This is a genomic window from Plectonema cf. radiosum LEGE 06105 (genome assembly GCF_015207665.1).
Lineage (GTDB): Bacteria > Cyanobacteriota > Cyanobacteriia > Cyanobacteriales > Nostocaceae > Rivularia > Rivularia radiosa_A.
This window is the reverse complement of record NZ_JADEWL010000008.1, coordinates 77,889-98,511: the sequence shown is the minus strand read 5'-3', so window position 1 is coordinate 98,511 and position 20,623 is coordinate 77,889. Positions and strand designations below refer to the sequence as shown.

The 20,623-nt window shown below is 37.1% G+C and carries 20 protein-coding genes and 1 pseudogene; 14 read left to right on the top strand and 7 right to left on the bottom strand.

Features of this window, described 5'->3' with window-relative positions; genetic code table 11:
• The first annotated feature begins 209 nt into the window (after window positions 1-209).
• The 6 genes from IQ247_RS04210 (at window position 210) to IQ247_RS04185 (ending at window position 5,782) form a co-directional block, all read left to right on the top strand.
• Window positions 210-1,013: a hypothetical protein gene (locus tag IQ247_RS04210; RefSeq protein WP_193917375.1), complete on the top strand. Its 804-nt coding sequence runs from the start codon at window positions 210-212 to the stop codon at window positions 1,011-1,013.
• A gap of 1,313 nt (window positions 1,014-2,326) precedes the next feature.
• Window positions 2,327-2,524, top strand: a complete 198-nt coding sequence (locus IQ247_RS32320) for a hypothetical protein (protein ID WP_228059451.1) — start codon at window positions 2,327-2,329, stop codon at window positions 2,522-2,524.
• A gap of 24 nt (window positions 2,525-2,548) precedes the next feature.
• Window positions 2,549-3,334: a CHAT domain-containing protein gene (locus IQ247_RS04200; RefSeq protein WP_193917373.1), complete on the top strand. Its 786-nt coding sequence runs from the start codon at window positions 2,549-2,551 to the stop codon at window positions 3,332-3,334.
• 294 nt (window positions 3,335-3,628) lie between these two features.
• Window positions 3,629-4,435 carry a TPM domain-containing protein gene (locus tag IQ247_RS04195; RefSeq protein WP_193917370.1) on the top strand — a complete coding sequence of 269 codons (807 nt, stop codon included), beginning with the start codon at window positions 3,629-3,631 and terminating at the stop codon, window positions 4,433-4,435.
• A gap of 137 nt (window positions 4,436-4,572) precedes the next feature.
• Complete coding sequence (locus tag IQ247_RS04190) at window positions 4,573-5,241, top strand: precorrin-8X methylmutase (RefSeq protein WP_193917367.1); 669 nt, start codon at window positions 4,573-4,575, stop codon at window positions 5,239-5,241.
• 73 nt (window positions 5,242-5,314) lie between these two features.
• Window positions 5,315-5,782, top strand: coding sequence for a MarR family winged helix-turn-helix transcriptional regulator (locus IQ247_RS04185; protein WP_193917365.1), 468 nt, complete (start codon window positions 5,315-5,317; stop codon window positions 5,780-5,782).
• A gap of 32 nt (window positions 5,783-5,814) precedes the next feature.
• On the opposite strand, the gene IQ247_RS04180 is transcribed toward IQ247_RS04185, so the two are convergent.
• The 4 genes from IQ247_RS04180 to acs all read right to left on the bottom strand — a co-directional run bounded on the left by IQ247_RS04180 (window position 5,815) and on the right by acs (window position 10,350).
• Window positions 5,815-6,507, bottom strand: a complete 693-nt coding sequence (locus IQ247_RS04180; protein WP_193917363.1) for a tetratricopeptide repeat protein — start codon at window positions 6,505-6,507, stop codon at window positions 5,815-5,817.
• A 224-nt stretch (window positions 6,508-6,731) separates the two neighbouring features.
• Window positions 6,732-7,526: a Uma2 family endonuclease gene (locus tag IQ247_RS04175; RefSeq protein WP_193917361.1), complete on the bottom strand. Its 795-nt coding sequence runs from the start codon at window positions 7,524-7,526 to the stop codon at window positions 6,732-6,734.
• Window positions 7,527-7,698: 172 nt separating this feature from the next.
• Window positions 7,699-8,184, bottom strand: coding sequence for a DUF4365 domain-containing protein (locus tag IQ247_RS04170; protein ID WP_193917359.1), 486 nt, complete (start codon window positions 8,182-8,184; stop codon window positions 7,699-7,701).
• A 195-nt stretch (window positions 8,185-8,379) separates the two neighbouring features.
• Window positions 8,380-10,350, bottom strand: coding sequence for an acetate--CoA ligase (gene acs / locus IQ247_RS04165; protein WP_193917357.1), 1,971 nt, complete (start codon window positions 10,348-10,350; stop codon window positions 8,380-8,382).
• Between the two features lie 308 nt (window positions 10,351-10,658).
• On the opposite strand from acs, the gene IQ247_RS04160 reads away from it, so the two are divergent.
• The 6 genes and pseudogenes from IQ247_RS04160 (at window position 10,659) to IQ247_RS04140 (ending at window position 13,736) form a co-directional block, all read left to right on the top strand.
• The gene (locus IQ247_RS04160; RefSeq protein ID WP_193917355.1) at window positions 10,659-11,303 is read left to right on the top strand and encodes a restriction endonuclease subunit R; all 645 of its coding nucleotides are present in this window, start codon (window positions 10,659-10,661) and stop codon (window positions 11,301-11,303) included.
• 53 nt (window positions 11,304-11,356) lie between these two features.
• Window positions 11,357-11,482: pseudogene (locus IQ247_RS32315) on the top strand (type II toxin-antitoxin system RelE/ParE family toxin); the annotation flags it as partial.
• The gene (locus tag IQ247_RS04155) at window positions 11,469-11,789 is read left to right on the top strand and encodes a helix-turn-helix domain-containing transcriptional regulator (protein WP_193917353.1); all 321 of its coding nucleotides are present in this window, start codon (window positions 11,469-11,471) and stop codon (window positions 11,787-11,789) included. The pseudogene IQ247_RS32315 and the gene IQ247_RS04155, both read left to right, overlap by 14 nt.
• A 9-nt stretch (window positions 11,790-11,798) precedes the next feature.
• The gene (locus tag IQ247_RS04150; RefSeq protein WP_193917351.1) at window positions 11,799-12,500 is read left to right on the top strand and encodes a hypothetical protein; all 702 of its coding nucleotides are present in this window, start codon (window positions 11,799-11,801) and stop codon (window positions 12,498-12,500) included.
• 354 nt (window positions 12,501-12,854) lie between these two features.
• Complete coding sequence (locus IQ247_RS33520; protein WP_193917401.1) at window positions 12,855-13,088, top strand: helix-turn-helix transcriptional regulator; 234 nt, start codon at window positions 12,855-12,857, stop codon at window positions 13,086-13,088.
• Between the two features lie 108 nt (window positions 13,089-13,196).
• Complete coding sequence (locus tag IQ247_RS04140) at window positions 13,197-13,736, top strand: hypothetical protein (protein WP_193917349.1); 540 nt, start codon at window positions 13,197-13,199, stop codon at window positions 13,734-13,736.
• Between the two features lie 89 nt (window positions 13,737-13,825).
• Here the strand turns inward: IQ247_RS04140 and IQ247_RS04135 are convergent, their stop codons facing one another.
• The 3 genes from IQ247_RS04135 to IQ247_RS04125 all read right to left on the bottom strand — a co-directional run bounded on the left by IQ247_RS04135 (window position 13,826) and on the right by IQ247_RS04125 (window position 16,622).
• Window positions 13,826-15,232, bottom strand: coding sequence for a sensor histidine kinase (locus IQ247_RS04135; protein WP_193917347.1), 1,407 nt, complete (start codon window positions 15,230-15,232; stop codon window positions 13,826-13,828).
• Between the two features lie 175 nt (window positions 15,233-15,407).
• On the bottom strand, window positions 15,408-16,103 hold the full coding sequence (locus tag IQ247_RS04130) for a DUF4079 domain-containing protein (protein ID WP_193917345.1): 696 nt from the start codon (window positions 16,101-16,103) through the stop codon (window positions 15,408-15,410).
• Window positions 16,104-16,160: 57 nt separating this feature from the next.
• Window positions 16,161-16,622, bottom strand: a complete 462-nt coding sequence (locus tag IQ247_RS04125) for a DM13 domain-containing protein (RefSeq protein ID WP_193917343.1) — start codon at window positions 16,620-16,622, stop codon at window positions 16,161-16,163.
• A gap of 186 nt (window positions 16,623-16,808) precedes the next feature.
• Here IQ247_RS04125 and IQ247_RS04120 point away from each other — a divergent pair, with 186 nt between their 5' ends.
• Both IQ247_RS04120 and rsgA read left to right on the top strand, forming a co-directional pair.
• A complete protein-coding gene (locus IQ247_RS04120) occupies window positions 16,809-19,076 on the top strand; it encodes a glycosyltransferase family 2 protein (protein ID WP_193917341.1) in 2,268 nt (755 codons plus the stop codon).
• A 469-nt stretch (window positions 19,077-19,545) separates the two neighbouring features.
• Window positions 19,546-20,610 carry a ribosome small subunit-dependent GTPase A gene (gene rsgA / locus IQ247_RS04115; protein WP_193917339.1) on the top strand — a complete coding sequence of 355 codons (1,065 nt, stop codon included), beginning with the start codon at window positions 19,546-19,548 and terminating at the stop codon, window positions 20,608-20,610.
• Window positions 20,611-20,623: the final 13 nt, after the last annotated feature.

Genomic DNA, 20,623 nt, shown 5'->3' with positions numbered 1-20,623 from the left:
ATGAATCAAATTTTATCGATAACCAAAACCTTTTGTGTAGAGACGTTACAGTGTAACGTCTCAAAATCTAAATTCATACCCGGATTCTGCAACGCCAATTAATCAATTAAGCTTGCAAGCCCTATAAAACTGCAATTTCCTGTTTTAATATTTTAAATTTGCTATTCTATTTAAATCACATCGAGCAACTACTACAATCCCTAATCCACATGAACAAATGTGAAGAACTGCAAAAATTGCTCGATCTATTAGATGAAAAAATATTACATTTGCGGATGGCTAAGGTTACTCAAACAGATGCTTTAGCTCTATTCAAGCTGGAAAAAGATATTGACAACGCACAAGCAGAACAGGATAGGATAAAACAAGAAATTGAAAATCAAAATATATCTGATGCTAGTTGTAATTTATATCAAGCATTATTAAAACTTGGTTATCGCGAACAAGTACTTTCATTCAAAAAATTTCTCAGAGTCCAATCAATTGCAACTTTTCTGCTTCATGGTTCCCCTGATTACGGACAACGTTGGTTACTGAATCGATTGATTACTCAGCATATTCGCTACGGTACTACAGGTAAGTTGGTGCGAGTTGAACTTGATCGCATAGCACGCAAAAGGGATATTAGTGCTTTATGGCGAGAATTAGGGGGTAGAGTAGGTTTATTAGGAAAACAACATCAACCCTCAGAGATTGTTGAGCGAGTTTATGAGTGGTGGAAAACTCAAAATGTAATTTTGGTGTTCCACGATGTCGATTGTATGCCACAGGAGTATTTACAAGAACTAATTCAGGAATTTTGGCTACCATTAGCTAGTCTTGCACGAGAGGTTACATATAAATACCAGTTACTGATGTTTTTGGTAGATTATGAAGGTTGTATTGGTACGCAAAATACCTTATTTGTAGAAAAATTAGAGCCAACTTGGGAGCCGAAAATTCCGATTAAACTACCTTCGATTACTCAATTTTGCGTTAAGCGAAGCTCACCGAAGGTATCGCACTTTAAATGAGTGGATTAAACAATTAGAAAAAGATATGGAATTTGATCAATTGCCTCTTTTAAAAGCAATTAATGATGAGAATGAACTAGTCCGGGAAATATTAGACAATAGTGATAATGGGGTGCCAGAATTAGCAATGTTAGAAATTTGTCACAGGTGGGGCTGTAACTGGGTCGAGCCGGACTCCCAGAGCGACTTCATCGGGTTTCGGGTTGTGGATTCGGGTGCGAGGACTCTTTTCTCTTCACTTTAGCCCTTTTGCACTTTACACTTTTTTTCTTTACCCTTTCCCCCGCCGAAGGCGGTAATTTTTTTTGGTTTTCGGAGTATTCAGTTTTTGGTTTTTAGTTTTAAATCTGGCATGATTTAGTATTTTTATTATTTCAGTAAAGCTAGGATTTTGTCAAGTTTTTTGGGTGAAAATAATTTTGATTGAAACGTCCCTTTAAGCATTATAGCATAAGTCCTATAAATCTTACATCTTGCACCATTATCAACAACCGCCTTGGAATAAATTCCCAGGCTAAAAAGCAAAGTCAGATAAATCTGACTAGGCAAGCATTTTAGTACGTTTTCAACGTACTTTGTAATCGGTTCCTTGAAATTGATTTCAAGGCGCGATTTCGGGCTTAACTATACTAAAAACGGTTTAAAACTGTCCCGAATGAGCTAAGCGTTCACGTAGTATGCCCGAAGGGCTTAGAATCTCCGAGATACTTCGCTGCACTACGTTACGCTCAGTATGACATAAGTTCATATTTTACCCGTTTGCAGTATACAATGGTGCAAGATGTAAGATTTATAGGACTGAAGTAATATCCCTCATAAATTATGTGGTGGAGTATTAGTAGTCTTTTTCATTAGTTCTGACGGGTAATAAATTTGTAGTGCGTTGGCGTAACCTGCCCCGGAGGGGCATACGTCTCGCACGAAGCGTGAATAAATTGTCCCATCATAATTAATGCAAAGAACTATTACTCCCTTCCCGGCAGAAGATTACCTAATTAAAAAACCGCAGAGAAGCAGAGAGCGCTGAGGAAAGAGGTAAAAAGAGATAGGTAATCTTTGAGCGGAATAGGAGTAGTAGTCCGCCACATAAGTTATGCGGGGTAATCAATGTAATATTGTAGGTTGGGCTGTTCGCGCAAGCGTTGCGAAGCAAAACGCAGTGGAGCCTCGGCACCCGCGTTGGGTTGCGCTTCGCTTAACCCAACCTACGAAGAGGTATTTTAACTCTTCAAAATTAATGTGTTGGAGTATTAGTAGTCTTTTGCATTAGATATGAGGGGTACTCCGTTAGTCGTCTTCAGACGACTTTCGCTATGAGACAAGGAATTTCATTCCCTGGCAGATTGGATACACACCCGTCAAAATTAATGTGGTCAAGTACTAATCCAGACATCTCCAGCGATGTTGGCGATCGCACTCAAGAAGGAAAGTTAGTTCCCACACCAGAAGAACAAGCAGAAAAATTAGCTGCAAAGTTGCGAGAATTGAATATTGACCCTGATAGTATTTAGAGATTGGCAATAAAAAATTAACCGATGTCCTCACAGCAACAAATCAACGAACTACAAAAACTCCAAGATTTAATAGAAGAGAAAATACTACACCTGCGAAGCGCGAAAGTTACTGAAACCGATGCTGCAATTATCTTCAAAATAGGTAGTGACATTGCAAAAGCACAAAAAGAACGGGATAAGGTAGCCCAAGAAATTGCCCAATTAAATCAACAAAAACCCATCTCCAAGATAATTAATAACACTAATATCAAAACAATTTTAATTCTCGCTGCAAATCCCAAAAATACCTCCAGACTGCGACTAGAAGAAGAAATTCGAGAAATTGATGAAGGATTGCGACGTGCGAATAAGAGAGAGCAATTCAAACTAGAGATGAAATTGGCGGTACGTCAGCGGGATTTCTACCGCGCAATTTTAGATACTCAACCCCAGATTGTTCACTTCTGCGGACATGGTGGAGGGGAAGATGGTATCGTCCTAGAAGATGAAACGGGACAAATAGCTTTTGTACAAGCAGATACTTTGGCAAGTCTTTTTAAGCTATTTGCCAAAAAGAATGTAGAGTGTGTAGTTCTAAACGCTTGTTATTCGGAGATTCAAGCCGACGCTATTCACCAACATATTAACTATGTAATTGGTATGAATCGAGCAATTGGGGATAAAGCCGCAATTAATTTCTCTGTGGCTTTTTACGATGCTTTAGCAGCTGGGGAAGATGTAGAATTTGCTTTTGAATTAGGGCGATCGCAATTAGTTGGTTTAAAGGAAAATCAAACCCCTATACTTAAAATAAAAGATACTAAATAAAATTATTATTAGATTGTGCCTCGGTTAAGAAGTCGGTTTTTTCTCAGAATTGTAAGTGTGTTATGGATAGTTACGCTAAAAACCCGACGAATGATGATTGTGGGTTAATTACATCGAACTCACCTGATTTTACGGTTTCGGCAGGCGCTTTTACTATATCATCAGCAAAAATTATGCCTAGAAGAATGTAAAATAAATTAGAATAAGGTTACAAAATGTAAAGAAGTATCATATTTTTTCTTACCTTTTGAAACAATTTGCTTAATTTCAGTGTTGAAATTTATATAAAAAACCATGCATAATAGTTCTTGGCGACGATTTTTTACATTTTTGACAGTATTATTTTTAGCTGGCTCGATTTGGACGACACATACGAGCGCTGCTTATGCTTACGACAATCCGGAATTGCTACCTGCGGAAGTCACACCAGTTGTAGACTTAGGGAAATCCCTCAATGTAGTCCAAGAACAGAATTTAGTTCAAGAACTTAACGACTTTGAAACAGAAACTGGTTGGCAATTGCGAGTACTCACTCAGTACGATCAAACACCGGGTAGAGCTGTAATTAAGTTTTGGGGTTTAAACGATCACAGTATTTTACTTGTTGCCGATTCTCGCGGAGGTAATATTCTCAGTTTTGCGGTTGGTGATGATGTATACGAATTACTACCACGGACTTTTTGGATAGAATTACAAACCCGTTTTGGTAACTTATATTTTGTCAGAGAAAAAGGTGAAGACCAAGCAATTATTCAAGCTTTGCAAACTGTAGAAAATTGTTTGCGTAAAGGTGGTTGTAACGTTGTTCCGGGATTACCACGGGAGCAGTGGATTCTCACGTTTATTACTTCGGTAATCGGTGGAATTATTTGTGGATTTGCGGCTCAACCAAGAGCCGAAGGACAACCTATTGCTTGGCAATGGGCATTAATATTCTCTCCTTTATGGGGAATTTTGTTTATTGCCTTCGGAATCGGACCTGTTGTCACCCGTACCTCTGAGTGGCTGCCTCTAGTTCGCAATATCTCCGGCTTTCTCATTGGAGCTTTGGTTGCTTACCTATCTCCTTTTATGAATCGTTCTTCTGCTTCAGAAACTTAAAGGAGTTAGGGGTTAGTTGACAGTTGACAGTTGATGGTTGTTTATTACCAATCTATAACCTCTACCTCTAACTTCTAACCTCTACCTCTAACCTCTAACCTTTAACCTATCAACCTTTAACCTCAAGAAAACTCACGATGGAATGGCACATAACGGACGCTCAAAGTTTAGCAATTATTGATCGAGAAATTGGTGGTGCTTTTGCTCTTATGCACTCAAATCATGATACATTAAGCCCATCATCCCCAAGGGAGTATCGACATTTTTTACTAGCTGAGTACGAAATTATCAAAAGAGTAATTTACGCTACAGGTGATTTTGAGTATAAATCCTTAATCGAATTTTCCGAGCGTTCCTTACAAGCAGCAGCAGCAGCATTAGCGTCGCGCAGCAGTATTATAGTAGATACAACAACGGTACAAGCTGGTATTGCCAAAGAAGCGCAAAATAATTTTGCTAATCCAGTTTATTGTGCAACGTCCGTTCAAACTCCTCCTCAGAAAGAAAAAACTCTTGCTGCTTGGGGAATTGAAACTTTAGCTAACCGCTATCCAGAAGGAATATTTGTAGTAGGTCAACTACCAACAGCTTTAATAAGCTTAGTTGATTTAATTGTAGCAGAGAAAATTAGACCTGTTTTAATCATTGCTACACCACCGAAATTTATCGATATAGATGGGAAAAAGCAAATTTTAAAAGAATTATCTATACCTTATATCACAATCAAAAATCAGAAAGGTGGTGCAACAGTAGCAGCAGCAATTTTAGATGCATTGATAGATTTAGCTTGGGAAGCTTATGGTTAGGAATTGGGAAAACTAAATATAAAACTAGATATAATGCTAATCTAATTTTACGAGCGCTAAGTAATTGACATCAATGGTTCAAACATCAGAAAATTCGCCGACATCGGACTTATCCAAAGAACAAAGAGCGCCATACAGTGTAGATTATCAAATCAAGCTACTATCACAATTGCTATCGCGCAGATTTAATGAATACCTCGAACCTTTGAAATTAACTCCTTTTCATTGGATAGTGTTGTGCTGTTTATGGGAAGAAGATGGTTTACCGACTTCTAGTATTGCTGAGAAACTCAAACAGGTGGGAGGTACTTTAACTGGGGTGATCGATAGGATGGAAGAAAGAGGATTGGTGCGTCGCGAACGAAATATGCAGGATAGAAGAGTTTGGCGGATATGGCTTACTGATGCGGGTAGGGAACTCGAAACCGTCTTACCACCCATTGTTGAAGAAATTCGTCAACAAGCAATGCAGGGATTTTCTGAGGGCGATCGCCATCTCTTTTCACAGTTATTAAATCGAGCGGTTGATAATTTATCTTAGTTCTTAGTTCTTAGTTAAAGATAATCCTCTGTTTAATTTTTTAAACTAGATAAAATGTCTTTTGTAGTATTAATTTGCTCTGGTGTAAAAGCTGCTTTTTGGAGATGATTTAAAAAAGGAATTTGATTATATCTACCATCTAAGTTAATAGCTCGATGATACATTTGTTGAGCAAGGTTTTTATCTTCGTTATCCCAATAAGAAATTGCAGCAGCAACTAAAGGATGAGGATTATTTGGTTCTAAGATAGCAGCACGGTTAGCAGTTGTAATCGCTAAGGGATAAATTTCGAGTCGATGTAATGCCAAGCTCAAATTATAAAAAGCAATTTCATTATCTGGTTTGAAAAATGCAGCCCAACTATGAACTAATACTGCTGCTGGCAAATTTCCATCAACTAGATAAACGATTCCTAAAGCATTGTAAGCAGGAACAAAAGATGGTTTTTGATAAATAGTTTGCCACAAAGTTTGTGCGGCTGTATTTTGTCTACCAGCTAAATGTAAAGTCCAACCTAAATTAACTCTTCCCGAAATATTTTCTGGTTCTAATTCAACAGATTTCTCCATTGCTGCGATTGCTTCATTGTATCTTCCTTGTTGTCGAAATTTAAGTCCTTGTAATCGATATTCACCCGCAGATTTTGCAGTGCAAGCCGGTTGATTTAATGTTAAGCAAGCCGATGAAATAAGTAGAGAAAGAATAATTTTTTTGATAGTAATCATAAAAGCTAAATAAGCTAATACTTCTATCCTAATCAATAATCACTTATTTAATGATTTGTCGAGTACAGTAGAATACTTTTATTCTGTACCCTCAGACTAGAAGTCTGGGGCTATACAAACAAAGCCCGGCTTTAAGGTGGTTAAGTGCATATTCATTCATAATTAAACGGTATTACTCTTAACTCTTAACTCCTAACTCCTAACTCCTAACTCCTAACTCCTAACTATTCCAACATTTGTGCATCAATTCCTAAATCTTGAAGTTGCTGGGGAGAAAGTAATCGTAGCTTATCTACAAGTCTTTCTCGTTTTTCTCGTTCATTTTCTGCTCTTTTTCGTTGAATTTCGGCTCTTTGTCGTTCAACTTCGGCTCTTTCATCACCAGTTAATAATAAATTACCATTGGCATCCCACCAACGTAACCAAGGTAATTCGGCATTTTGATATAAACCTTGCCATATTCCTAATTCTACGTGTATTGGTGTAATTGAATAATGTCCTCGTTCGTTGGGTGCAAGTAATTGATAAGTATTATCTACTAAATTATAAACTTCAACTTGTTCTTTTATCACCTCATAAATTGCGTAATAAGGAACACGAATTGCTTGCTCGTAAACCCAAAATTTGCCTACCTTTTCTCCTTGAGATGGTGGGGTTTTATCTCGTTCTTCTGTACCGTCTCCGGATACAAATTCAATGACAATTAATGGTGCAACGTATTCTTTCCATAATACATAGGAACGTCGTGTTTTACCTTCGAGAATTGGTGGTACATTAGGTACATAAAACCAATCTGGAGCTTCTGCACCTTTTTCTGGTGGTTCGGTTAAACGCCAATAAATACCTAAATCTTGTCCGATACAAAAGTTACCTTCGGGATGTAATTGCTCTAAAATTGGCTGAATTGAATCGGTAAGTAAGATACTTTGAGGATGTTCTTGCCAATTTTTCACAAAGGTTCCGTCAGATTCGGGTAACTGGGTATGATCTGGTAATGTGAGTGATGACAGGAAAGTCATAGCTGGAAGTGAAACAGATATTTAATATTTTAATGCTTGTAAGTATAAATAAATCAAAACTATAAAAAAGAGTCTATTGCAAGACAACAAGCCGAACAAAAAGCACAAATATTGACGTTGATAGTTTGTAAAGAGTTTCAAATAATTGACTCATAGAATTGAACAAATATTCCTACTCTTGCTCACTTTCAACAAACTTCGATGCAAACTTGATTTTTTTCGCTTTATACCAAAAATCATTAATTTCATTCCAAAGAGTTCCTCGATTCGATTTATTAATGGGAAAATCTGTAATAATACTCGCCATTGAACCCAAATTTTCACCATTTGCAGAAACAATATATCCAGTTCCTTCGTTTTCATCAATGCCAATAATATAAGTAGGTGCCGGATACAACGATAATCCACTAATAGATTCTTGAGAAACTTTCACTTTCAAACGCTTATCTTTTTTCGTATATCCTTGTTTACTACCTTTCAACTGCACAAAACAAAAGGGAAGAAAATTTCTTTGTCCGATTAATTCTACAATACAATCAACATGAGGCAATTTATCATCTAAAAATCGGATATTAAAAATAGCACCATCATCCGAATGAGCTTCCGTCATTAAAGCCACAAAAATATCTTGAACCGATTTTTCTAAGGTATTTGTCATATTTCAATGTCTCCTCAATCCGTGTATTTCATAGTACAACAAATAATATCCCTTTCACTCTCATCAAAATTAAATCTAACTAATCAAAACCTCCGCGTTACTCTGCGGAAACCTCTGCGTGACTTTGCGTTAAAAAAAGATTAAAAAGCGGACAAGATGTCCGCACTACAACAAATCAATCCAAAATCTAAAATCCTATGCTCCTTCCCGTAACTTATCCAACACACTTGTATCTTCCAAAGTCGAAGTATCCCCAGAAACCTCTTGTCCCGCAGCTAAATTACGCAATAATCGTCGCATAATCTTACCAGAACGGGTTTTTGGTAAAGCATCGGTAAAACGAATTTCACCGGGACGAGCAATTGCACCGATTTCCCCAACTACGTGTTGTTTAAGTTCTTGATTTAATTCCTCGCTACCTTGATGACCACCTTCTAAAGTCACAAATGCTACTATCTCTTCACCTTTGAGTTCATCTGGCTTACCTACCACAGCGGCTTCAGCTACGGCAGCATGGGACACAAGGGCTGATTCAATTTCCATTGTACCGAGACGATGACCAGAAACATTCAAGACATCATCAATCCGTCCCATTACCCAAAAATACCCATCTTCATCCTTTCTTGCACCATCACCAGCAAAGTAGAGATATTTGCCATCCTTGGGGGGAATATGTTCCCAATAAGTGCGGCGGAAGCGGTCGGGGTCGCCGTATACTGTTCTCATCATACCGGGCCACGGATGACGAATTACTAGATATCCGCCTTCATTTTCTTTAACGGTATTGCCTTCTAAGTCTACAATATCTGCAAGGATGCCGGGGAAGGGACGAGTTGCGGAACCAGGTTTGGTAGAAATTGCACCGGGTAAAGGTGTAATCATTACACCCCCGGTTTCAGTTTGCCACCAAGTATCTACAATCGGGCAGCGCTCACCACCAATTACCTGGTGATACCACATCCAAGCTTCGGGGTTGATTGGTTCCCCGACGGTTCCTAACAACCGCAGGGATGATAAATTCCTGGCTTTGGGGTGTTCGTCACCCATTTTAGTAAAAGCGCGAATTGCTGTAGGTGCAGTATAAAAAACCGTTACACCATACTTTTCTACTACATCCCAGAAACAACCGGGATTAGATTTACGCGGCGCACCTTCATACATTACCGTAGTTGCACCGTTGGAAAGGGGACCATAAACTATATAACTATGCCCAGTAATCCAACCGACATCAGCAGTACACCAATATACATCAGTTTCTTGTAAATCAAATATCCATTTGGTGGTCATATGGCTATAAAGGTTATAACCACCAGTAGTGTGAACAACACCTTTCGGTTTACCTGTACTGCCAGAAGTGTATAGAATAAACAGCATATCTTCGCTGTCCATCGGTTCTGCGGGACAATCTGCGGAAACCTCTTTCTGCAAATCGTGCCACCAATAATCTCGTCCCGATTCCATGGCAATGTCTTGTTTAGTACGCTGTACTACCAAAACGTTTTTTACAGAAGGTGCGGCATTATTTTCTAAAGCTTTGTCAACTTGGGGTTTGAGGGCAACTATCGCATCTTTGCGAAAACCACCATCGGCAGTAATTACTACATTTACCTTGGCATCATTTAGTCTATCCCGTAAAGCTTCCGCACTGAAACCACCGAACACAACGCTATGAGCTGCGCCGATTCTCGCACAAGCTAACATCGCGATCGCCGCTTCGGGAATCATCGGCATATAAATGCCTACAACATCACCTTTTTTTACACCAAGTTGTTTAAGTGCATTGGCAAATTGACAAACTTCTCGGTGTAACTGTGCGTAAGTGATGGTACGGGAATCTCCGGGTTCTCCTTCCCAAATAATCGCAGCTTTATTCTTACGAGCAGTAGTGAGATGTCTGTCAAGACAGTTGTAAGAAATATTAATTTTACCGTTAACAAACCATTTAGCAAAAGGTGGTTGCCAATCTAAAACCGTGTCCCACTTTTGAAACCAGTGTAATTCAAGTTCAGCAAGTTCCGCCCAGAATGCTTCAGGGTTTGATTTTGCTTTATCATAGAGACGCTGATAATCTTTTAAGCTTTTGATATGGGCATTTTGGGAGAATTCCGCACTAGGAGAGAATAAGCGCTTTTCTTGGAGAATTGATTCTATATTTGCTTCAGCCATAATTTATAGTTAAAGTTATAGTTACTCTTTATTGTTAACTGATATTTGTTGCTAGAATGTTGAAATTTTCCTCAGACATAGGAATAATCACTTATACATCTGTGGCGCATAATAACAAGGAGTTAGGAAAATACAAAGTTAACTGACACACATTGATACATTTTGATATTTTACAGTAGGTCAATTTGGGATAATAACAATTGTAGGGTGTGTGACGCTTTAACAATTTATGTAAGTGGTTATAAGACTTGTAGCGTCACGCACCATTAACCTCGTTGTAATTATAATAATTCCTCAAAATCTCAGCCATGACACTAACAGTTGAACCGAGTAATTTATATTTGAATGATGTTCATCGTCTGTTGAAATTACAAGAAAAATTTGATGGTTCATTTACCGATTACTTAAGTTTAGAACCTTTAGCAGAGTTTGAACAGCAAGATTTGTCCCGAATTCGCAACGATTTTAGACGTTATCTCAAAGCTGGTAAAATTTCTGAAGGAATAGTCAAATTTTTAACTATTGCCCCTTTGATGCGCTTAGCGGGATTTTATGATGTGCCAATTCGTTTGACAATGGAAGATATAATTGGAATCGTCATCGAAGAGCAAGATAAAGTTATTAAAGGACGGATGGATATTTTAGCAGTTAACCAAGCTGAAGCAACCACCCCACCACCTTTTTGGGTTTTGGTAATTGAAACCAAAAATAGCGCGATCGATGTATTTGAAGGTGTACCGCAATTGTTAACTTACGCTTTTAAAAGTTTAGAGCAGCAATCATCAGTTTGGGGTTTAATTACTAATGCACTTCGCTATCAATTTGTTTATTTAGAGAGAGAAGAACACTCAACTTATCAATTAATGCCTTTACTTAATTTAAGTGAAATACAAAGCTCTATTTTATTATTGCAAGTGATGAAAGCTATTTGTCAATTACCGGGTTTTAGTTGATGAGGAATATAGAGTTGTAGGGTGCGTGAGGGTTTAATCACTTTATAGGTCGATATCGAGTGTATTTTGGACAAATAGGGACAAAAATTCTACTCCTTCTGTGTGCTGGAGATAAAAGCACCCAACAACAGGATATTCAAAAAGCAAAGGAATATTGGGAAGATTATGAAGGAAGTTAAAGCACCCACAAGTAAAAGTTATAAGGAATATCTAATTTCATCTCTTAAGGATTTTCAAGAAGCAGCTGCGTATATTGAGACTTTTTTAGAACTAGATGAAGATGGTTATAATGCTAAAATTTTCCGTTCCGCTTTAGAAGAAGTAGTAGAAGCACGCAAACGCATGGGTGAGTTTTCCTCAACAGCGCAGCAGCATTACGAACAACTCGATAAAATACTGGCTGAAACTGGTGGTGCAGAAATTCTAAAATTAATTGAATTTTTGGATGCTTTGGGTTATCGAATTAGTTTGGTTGATAAAGATTAAATTTTGATAATGAGTGATTTACCGCGAGTGGATTTGACAAAACATCCTCATCCTGCATTATGCGAGTATCCTATCCTTTCAAGCGATCGCTCCGGATGGCGGGGCGTGTTTTTTAATCACTATCACCACCCTGCTTATGAAAGCCCCGAATTTCAATATACGCAACACATAATTGGTATAACCGGAAATGGTCATCCCATTCACTCAGAACATCGGTTTGATGGTCGAGTACAAACCCATTACTGTCAACCAGGTGAAGGGCTTTTTATCCCTGCTGATATCAGCTATTCATCTAATTGGCGACAAGCAGGTGAATTTTCTTTAATTGGCTTTTTTCCCAAATTTTTTGAGCAAATCATCAATGAATCGGTTCAGATTAAGCAGATTGAACTGATTCCACAAATAGGTTTGAGCGACGCATTTATTCGTCAGATTGGAATCGCTTTCAAAGCGGATGTGGAAGCAGATCATCCTGCGGGGCGAATGTTTGGTGAATCTTTAGCAACAGGATTGGTTATCCATCTACTTACACATTATTCCGCTTGGCAAATAAAGCCCCCTCCTGAATCGGTTGGAGGTTTACCACAATACCAGTTGCAAAAAGTGAAGGATTATATCCGCGCTCATCTCAACCAAAATATTTCGCTATCAGAGATAGCAGGAGTTTTGACACTCTCCGGTCTAAAGACACGGAGATTCTTGATTCAATGAGTCCACTTAGACTAGACCCCTTGCGGTATCTAACCAAGAGGTGGTTCTCTCCCCAAGCGTTACTTTCCGAGTGCCCCTCGGTAGTTGGATTATTCCAAAAATTTGTTTGATTTAAATTCTGAACGTCTAGTCCCCATGAAGATTTTACCTATTCCTGGGAAGGAACTAAAACTATGGAATAGAACCCCATATCTTCAGTTGTCAAGGTACAGATTGCCGCTAGGCAGTTGGGTTTTTATACAGGTTGGTTACCGTTCCTGTTAATAAAATCGTACCATAAATGACTGAGGCTTAAAAGCCTTTATGCAGTTTTCATCCCTGGACTAAAGTCACAGGGTTTTCAACCTTCCCTTTATAAACCTGAGCCAGTACCATTTCTGTCGTTTATTCAAGCAATCAACTGGCATTACTCCTCATCAATATTTAACTCGATGCCGGATTAATAAAGCAAAACACTTGTTATCAAAAACCGAGTTAACGATTACTGACATTGCCTTTGAAGTCGGCTTAACCAATCATAGTTCTTTTAGTCGCCTATTTCGTAAGTATGTAGGTGTAACGCCTTCATCATTCAGAGTATCAGAATAACAATCTCAGCAAGATTTGCACAGATTGAGCAAACTTAGTCAAGCTTTGGGTAAAGGGCGATGGCTATACTCAGCATATTCCAATAAGTATGCCAAAGGTAGCTATTCAATGACAACACTTGAAATAACGCCAAAAAATAAGAAACCCTTTAAACTTAGCCTTAAGCAAAAGAATTGGGTTCTATCATTTCATATTGGTTTTGCAGCATTGTGGACTGGAACCGTTCTAAGTATGTTTCTCCTTGCCCTTAGAAACAAAGATACGGCTAACTCCGACATTCTTTTTGCACTCAACTCAGCGATTAATTTACTTGATGACGTAGTTGTGATTCCTGCGGCAATTGGTTCGGTAGTTACCGCTACATTACTCTGCTGGCAAACCAATTACGGTTTTTTTAAATTTTATTGGGTAATCGCTAAGTGGATTTTAACTACTGGGTTGATAATTTTTGGAACCTTCTGGTTATTTCCGTGGGGTAATGCAACTGAAAACATTGCATTGTCAGAAGGATTAGAAGCATTCAAAAATCCTATTTATTTATTTGATGCCAAGGGAGTACTTATTGGTTCGCTGATTCAAGTTTCATTTTTGTTCGTTATCATTGCGATTTCTACATTAAAGCCGTGGGGAAGAAGAAATTTAAAATAAAATTTACCGTATGAGCCAAAAAAAACTCAGCGTCACTCCGCGCTTACCTCTGCGCTCCTCTGCATTTAAAATATATCATTGCCCATTCCCTAAACCGGCAAACTAACAGTAAAAACACTGCCTTCACTCAACTTAGAACGTACCGAAACTTTACCGCCCATACCTTCAACCAGCGTCTTAACAATCGATAAACCCAAACCAGTTCCACCAGCACGGTTACGAGCTTCATCTACACGATAAAAACGCTCAAAAATTCGCGATTGATGTTGCAATGGTATCCCACAACCCATGTCATAAACTTGAATAAGTCCTTCATTTTCCTGTCGAGATAATTTCACAGTTATTAAGGTATCTGCTTCTGAATATTTAACAGCATTATCAATCAAATTAAGTAATATTTGTTTGAGACGATTATAGTCTGCTTTGACTTCAATTAAGTATGCTGGAGCTTCAATTTTAATATCTCTATCGCTATATTTATCTGCCATTTCTACAACTTCAGTCACGACATCATTTAAAATGCAGTTTTGGATATTAAAATGTAAATTGCCGTGGTCTGCTCTGGCTAATTCTAGTAAATCTTGTAATAAACTAATGGTATTTTCTGCTTCCGATGCCGCAGTTTCCAAAGCTTCTTTTTGAATTGCTGTTAAATTCTGTTGTCTTCGCAATACACTTTGCAAATAACCATGTACAATTGTCAATGGTGTACGTAATTCGTGAGAAACATTACTGACAAATTGCCTCTCTTTTTCCCAAGATTCGGAAAGTCGAGAAAGCATCATATTACAGGTTTCAGCTAACTGTTTGACTTCTGTAGGGGCGTTATCAAAATATAATTGGGCATTGCCTAAATCCTCAGCAGAAATAACTTCAGTCATTTGACTTAACTGACGCAAAAATTTTAGCGAATGGTGAATATAAAATGCAATTGCACCAGCCATGATAACTATTACTAAAATGCTGGTTGCAGCAACACTTTTTATCATCATGATAAACATGGTTTGGTCACGAGTAATATCCTGTGCTATAGATATAGTACCGATGACCTTTCCTTGTATAATTAAAGAATTACTACACAAAACAAAATAGCGATTATTGAGTTGAATAACTTGAGGTTTAATTGGAATATTTTTTAACTCAAATAAACTATTTTCTTGAGATTTAGAAGATTTAATTAAACTATTAGACTTTGCTAATATTTGATTATCCAAATTTTCTATCCATAATAATGTATTATTAGTTTTTAAATTATCAATTCTTTGAGAAATTGCTTGTTCTTGGGGAACCATTTCACTCAACATTTGTAAATCACGCGGTATCTCTGTAGCAATTTCTTCGATATTTTTTTTATGACTATCAATTAAGATTTGCTGCATTTTCCAACCAGTCCAAGAAGCAAGACTTCCTAAACCAAGAATAGAAAATACAGCAACACCTGCTGTTAAACGTAATCTTAATGAATTAAAGTCAATTTTTGCCAAAATTTTCTTCATTTATGTACTTAATTAGGTAATTAATAGTAGGTATTTATGAGTCAAAAATTAAATCTTATTTAAAAAGATATTATATTCGCTAAATTCGTGATTTTATATATTATTTTTTCATAAATTCTACAGGGATTGCTATATCAGTTATCATTGTTAACTGATAACTGATAACTGTTAACTGTTAAGAACAAGTTTTATTTGCAAAATCACACTTGTAAACAAATGGTTCTTGCCAACTCAAGGGAATTTCTAATAAATCTCTTGCTCCTGTAAAACCTTGACCGATAAATAGTAACAAAGCAAAAGTATTTAAAACGGTGTGGATAGTCCGCCAACGGTTAGATTTATCCCGATAAATTTCTGGTACAATTGCTAAAGAAAAAATCATCAATAAAGCTGCGGTAATACCATAATAATAATGCGACCAATACCACTCATTTGTACGTCGAAAAACTCCATCTTGACAGCCTAATATAACTAATCCTATACCTGTTAAAGTCGCAAAAATTGCTCTCCATTCTTTCTTTTGCGCTTTATAGAGAAGTACTAAAGAAGCGATAGTAGCAACGAACATTAAAAGGATAAAAATAACTTGAAAAGGCGCTTTATTCCACAATTGATTCTTGATTATATTTTTGCTAATTGGGTGTGCTAAACCGATTAAAGTTAATCCTACAACTGAAGCAGTTAACCAATCTCCTAAACGTTTGTGTTCTGTACCAACAACCGGAGGAATTTTACTTTTACCTTTATCCTTGGTTTGTAAACGACGCTGACGTGTTGACCATGCAAAATTGACTACATTACCGATAAGGGGGAATACAAAAATAATCGCGATCGCGGGATGTATGAGAGTGAAAAAATCTGCTAGTTCCATCTTTATTGTCCAAGCTTTGTATTATCAATTATTGAGGAGGAGCGATTGTGAAATCATTTATGCTTTTAAAACTGCATAACCAAAAGTTGCGTTAAATTGACGACACCATACAGCTACAGATTTGAAATTTGCTAAATCTACATTTTCGGGAATTTCATATTTTTGAGTACCGCTGGTACTTTTCAACGGAGCGATAGTTACATAATCTGCTTCTTTAATTCCGGTAATTGGTAATTTATCATCTTTGTGGAGAATCACAAATAAATCTGGTCCGCTATCAGATTTAAATTGATCATCAAACTGAATATATTTTTTGCCGTTTTCAGTAATAATACTAGCTGTTCCTTTGGTTGGATGTTCTGCATCTTGAAAGGTTCCCGAAGCTTGTACTGAAGCAGTAGCAGGAGTTTCCGCAACTGTCTCAACTTGAGGCTGAGTTTCCGCTTGGGATTCTACATTTGTACAACCGACGCTTAATAAAACAACCATACCTAAAACTGCGACATATTTGAATTTCATTGCGATGTCCTCAAATTGGTGTATGAGTACAATTTAAGGCTTTGCTCTAATAGATAAATTAATAGAAGCTGAGAAGTTGTTGAAAATTAGGCTAAATTTTCGATTTGATTTTTAATCTCTTTTTAATTCAGGAATATAGGAATAAACTTATACTAAACTTGAGATTGAATTTTGAGGCAACTACCAATGATTATTACACCATCTGAAAAAAGAAAATATCAACGCAAATCCCAGAGAATATTTAAAATTAGAATTGCAACTCTATTTTTATTCAGCATTGTTATTATATCGGCAATTATTGTTGCAGGGTGGTTTGCTGGGGAAGATAAAATAAACGCAATTTTCGCTGAAATTAACGTTTTACAGCAGAATCCACCCATATGGTTAGAAGTACCGATGGTAACGGGAAAATATTTATTAGTCCCGACTGTAGCATTATTATTAACTGTTTTGGTAATAATGAAAATTTCTCCCCAACCCCGTATTTGGTCGCGAAGATTAGTAGTTGGAATATTATTAATATTAACTGGTAGATATGTTTTATGGCGGTCTTTATCAACACTCAACCTCGGCACTCCTTTAAATGGTGCGTTTAGTTTGGGTTTATTTGGTTTAGAAATGTTGGTATTATTCAGTGCGACAATCCAGTTATTTTTAATGTTGAATGTTAAGGAACATCGTCATGATGCAGATAGAAAATCTATCGCTGTTATTGAAGAAAATTTTTGTCCTAGTGTCGATGTTTTGATTCCGACTTACAACGAACCAACTTTTATATTACGAAGGACAATTATTGGTTGTCAAGCTTTAGAATACCATAATAAAACAATTTATTTATTAGACGATACTCGCCGTCCAGAAATGAAAGCTTTAGCTGAAGAATTGGGATGTGACTATATTACCAGAGCAGATAATCGTCATGCTAAAGCAGGTAATTTGAATCATGCATTTACTCAAATTAATGGAGAATTAATCGTTATCTTTGATGCCGATTTTATTCCTACAAAAAACTTTCTTACTCGTACAGTAGGCTTCTTTCAAGATGAACAAGTAGCCTTAGTACAAACACCACAAAGCTTTTATAATGCAGACCCCATTGCTCATAATTTAGGTTTAGAAAATGTCGTAACTCCAGAAGAAGAAGTATTTTACAGACAAATTCAACCGATAAAAGATAGTGCTGGAAGTGTAGTTTGTGCAGGAACTTCTTTTGTTGTTAGACGCAGCGCGTTAGAAAAAACTGGCGGTTTTGTCACCGAATCTCTCAGCGAAGATTACTTTACAGGAATTAATTTATCAGCTAAAGGTTACAAACTTATTTATTTAGATGAAAAACTCAGCGCCGGTTTAGCTGCGGAAAATATCGGCGCACACGCAACACAACGTATCCGCTGGGCGCAAGGTACTTTACAAGCATTTTTTATTAAATCAAATCCTCTGACAATTCGCGGATTAAAACCATTACAAAGACTAGCTCATTTAGAAGGATTGCTCAACTGGTTTGCTAGTATTTCCCGTGTCGGTTTTCTATTAATGCCTTTAGCATATTCATTTTTAGGGATTATTCCAGTACAAGCAACTGTCGCAGAAGCGCTTTATTTTCTCTTGCCTTTTTACCTGACTCAACTAACAGTATTTTCCTGGCTAAATTCCCATTCTCGCTCTGCAATTTTATCAGAAATATATAGTATAGCTTTAGCTTTTCCTCTGGGATTAACTGTAATTAAAGTAATGCTGAATCCCTTTTCTAAAGGCTTTAAAGTTACACCCAAAGGAAATGCAAATAATAAATTTTATTTTAACTGGAATTTAGCTGTACCGTTAATTATTTTATTTATCGGTAATGCTATTAGTTTATGGCGCAATTTAGGAATGTGTTTAGCATTATTATGGCAGCAAACAACAAATCCTCAAATATTACAGCATTTCCAAGGTTTAGATTTAGGATGGATATGGAGTCTTTATAATTTATTATTAATTGGAATTGCTTTATTAATATTACTCGATGCACCCAAAGCCGATGTTTACGAATGGTTCGATTTACGAAGAATAGTACGCTTAAACATTGGTGAACAAACCGCTTGGGGAGTGACTACAATGATTTCCGAAGTCGGTGCAGAAATCGCATTAACTCAACAAATACCCATAGAATTAATTCCTAATCAATCGCTAAATCTAGAAATAGCCGAAGAAAACTTACAACTTAATGCAGAAATTATTACTACTAGCATCAAAGACGAATTTCTCACCATTCGAGTTAAATTTCCCTTAGTCACCTTATCCCAACATCGTCGTTTAGTAGAAATGTTATTCTGTCGTCCCGGACAATGGAAGCGTAGATGTACTCCCAACGAATTACAATCTTTTCTACTACTGTTCAAAATTTTACTCAAACCCCGAATATTATTTGATCGCAAAGTCGATGTCAGCGCGATCGCAGTTTCTAAAGTTTGAACCTACTACTTCACCACATTACTTCGTTCCCGGCAGAAGATTACTGATTTAAAAACCGCAGAGACGCAGAGTACGCAGAGGAAAGTTGCTCCACTGGTACCCCAAGAGCGCAAGGGCGGTTTTTTTCAGTAATCTGGTAACGGGAACGGAGTAGTCACCAGCGAGCTAGAAGTATACCCCTCCGGGGTAGGCTACGCCAACACACTACCTTTTTTGAAATATATAGATTACAATTGTAGTACCACTATCAAAATTTTAAGGAGGAAAGAATATGAATGAATTTGCAGCTTCAGAGATAGTCGTGATTGAAATCGCAATAAAACCGACACAAAGCGCAAATATTCTCGTATTTGGTTTCCCTAGGATTTATCTTGGATAAATAATCCTTAAAATTAAATCCTATTTAACTAAACCGAATTCTTGATTGCTGTGCTTTGTAGAAAACAAATAGCACCAATTCAGGAAAACAATGAATTTAGAATATTTAGGTTGGAATGATTTTTTTGCTGACAACTTTAAACGGTTACATCAACCAGATTTGACGGTAGCTAGAGTTGCTATAGAACATCGAAATAGCTACATTCTCTACAGCGAAATTGGAGAAATTTCCGGTGAAATAACGGGTAAATTTCGTCATCATGTAATTCAAGCAGAAGACTTTCCAGGAGTGGGAGATTGGGTTGTAATTAGCATCAAACAATCACAAAAAAGCGCCATAATTCACAGTGTTTTACCTAGAAAAACTAAATTTTCTCGTCAGACAATAGGTGAAATAACAGAACAACAAATAGTTGCAGCCAACGTTGATACGGTATTCTTAGTGTCGGGATTAGATGGTGACTTTAATCCGAGAAGAATCGAACGCTATTTAATTTTGGCTTGGGAAAGTGGCGCAAATCCAGTTATTTTGTTGAATAAAATAGACTTATGTCAAAACATCAAAGATTGCTTAAATCAAGTTGAAAAAATTGCTTTGGGTGTACCGATAATAACTATTAGTGCTGCAAATTCTCAAGGATTAGATGCACTTCAACCTTATTTACAACCGGGAAAAACCGTTGCTTTATTAGGTTCTTCGGGTGTGGGAAAATCAACAATTACCAATCAACTCAAAGGGGAAGCAATACAAAAAGTGAAAGCTGTACGTCAAGGTGATGATAGAGGTAGACATACCACAACCCATCGCGAATTGATATTACTAGCAAACGGCAGCTTAATTATAGATACCCCAGGAATGCGAGAAATTCAAATTTGGGCGAGTGAACAAAGTTTACACTCAACATTTGAAGATATTGAAATCTTAGCTCAAGAATGTCGCTTTCGTAATTGTCAGCACAGGCAAGAACCTGGTTGTGCAATACAGCAAGCATTACAGGAAGGTAAACTTGATTCTTCCAGATTTTTTAGTTATCAAAAATTGCAGAAAGAAGTTAATTATCTCAGTCAAAAACAAGACCAAAAGGTTTATTTAGATACAAAAAAACGATGGAAACAAATTACTAAATCAATGAGAAATCATCACAAAGGATATTAACCATTCATAATGG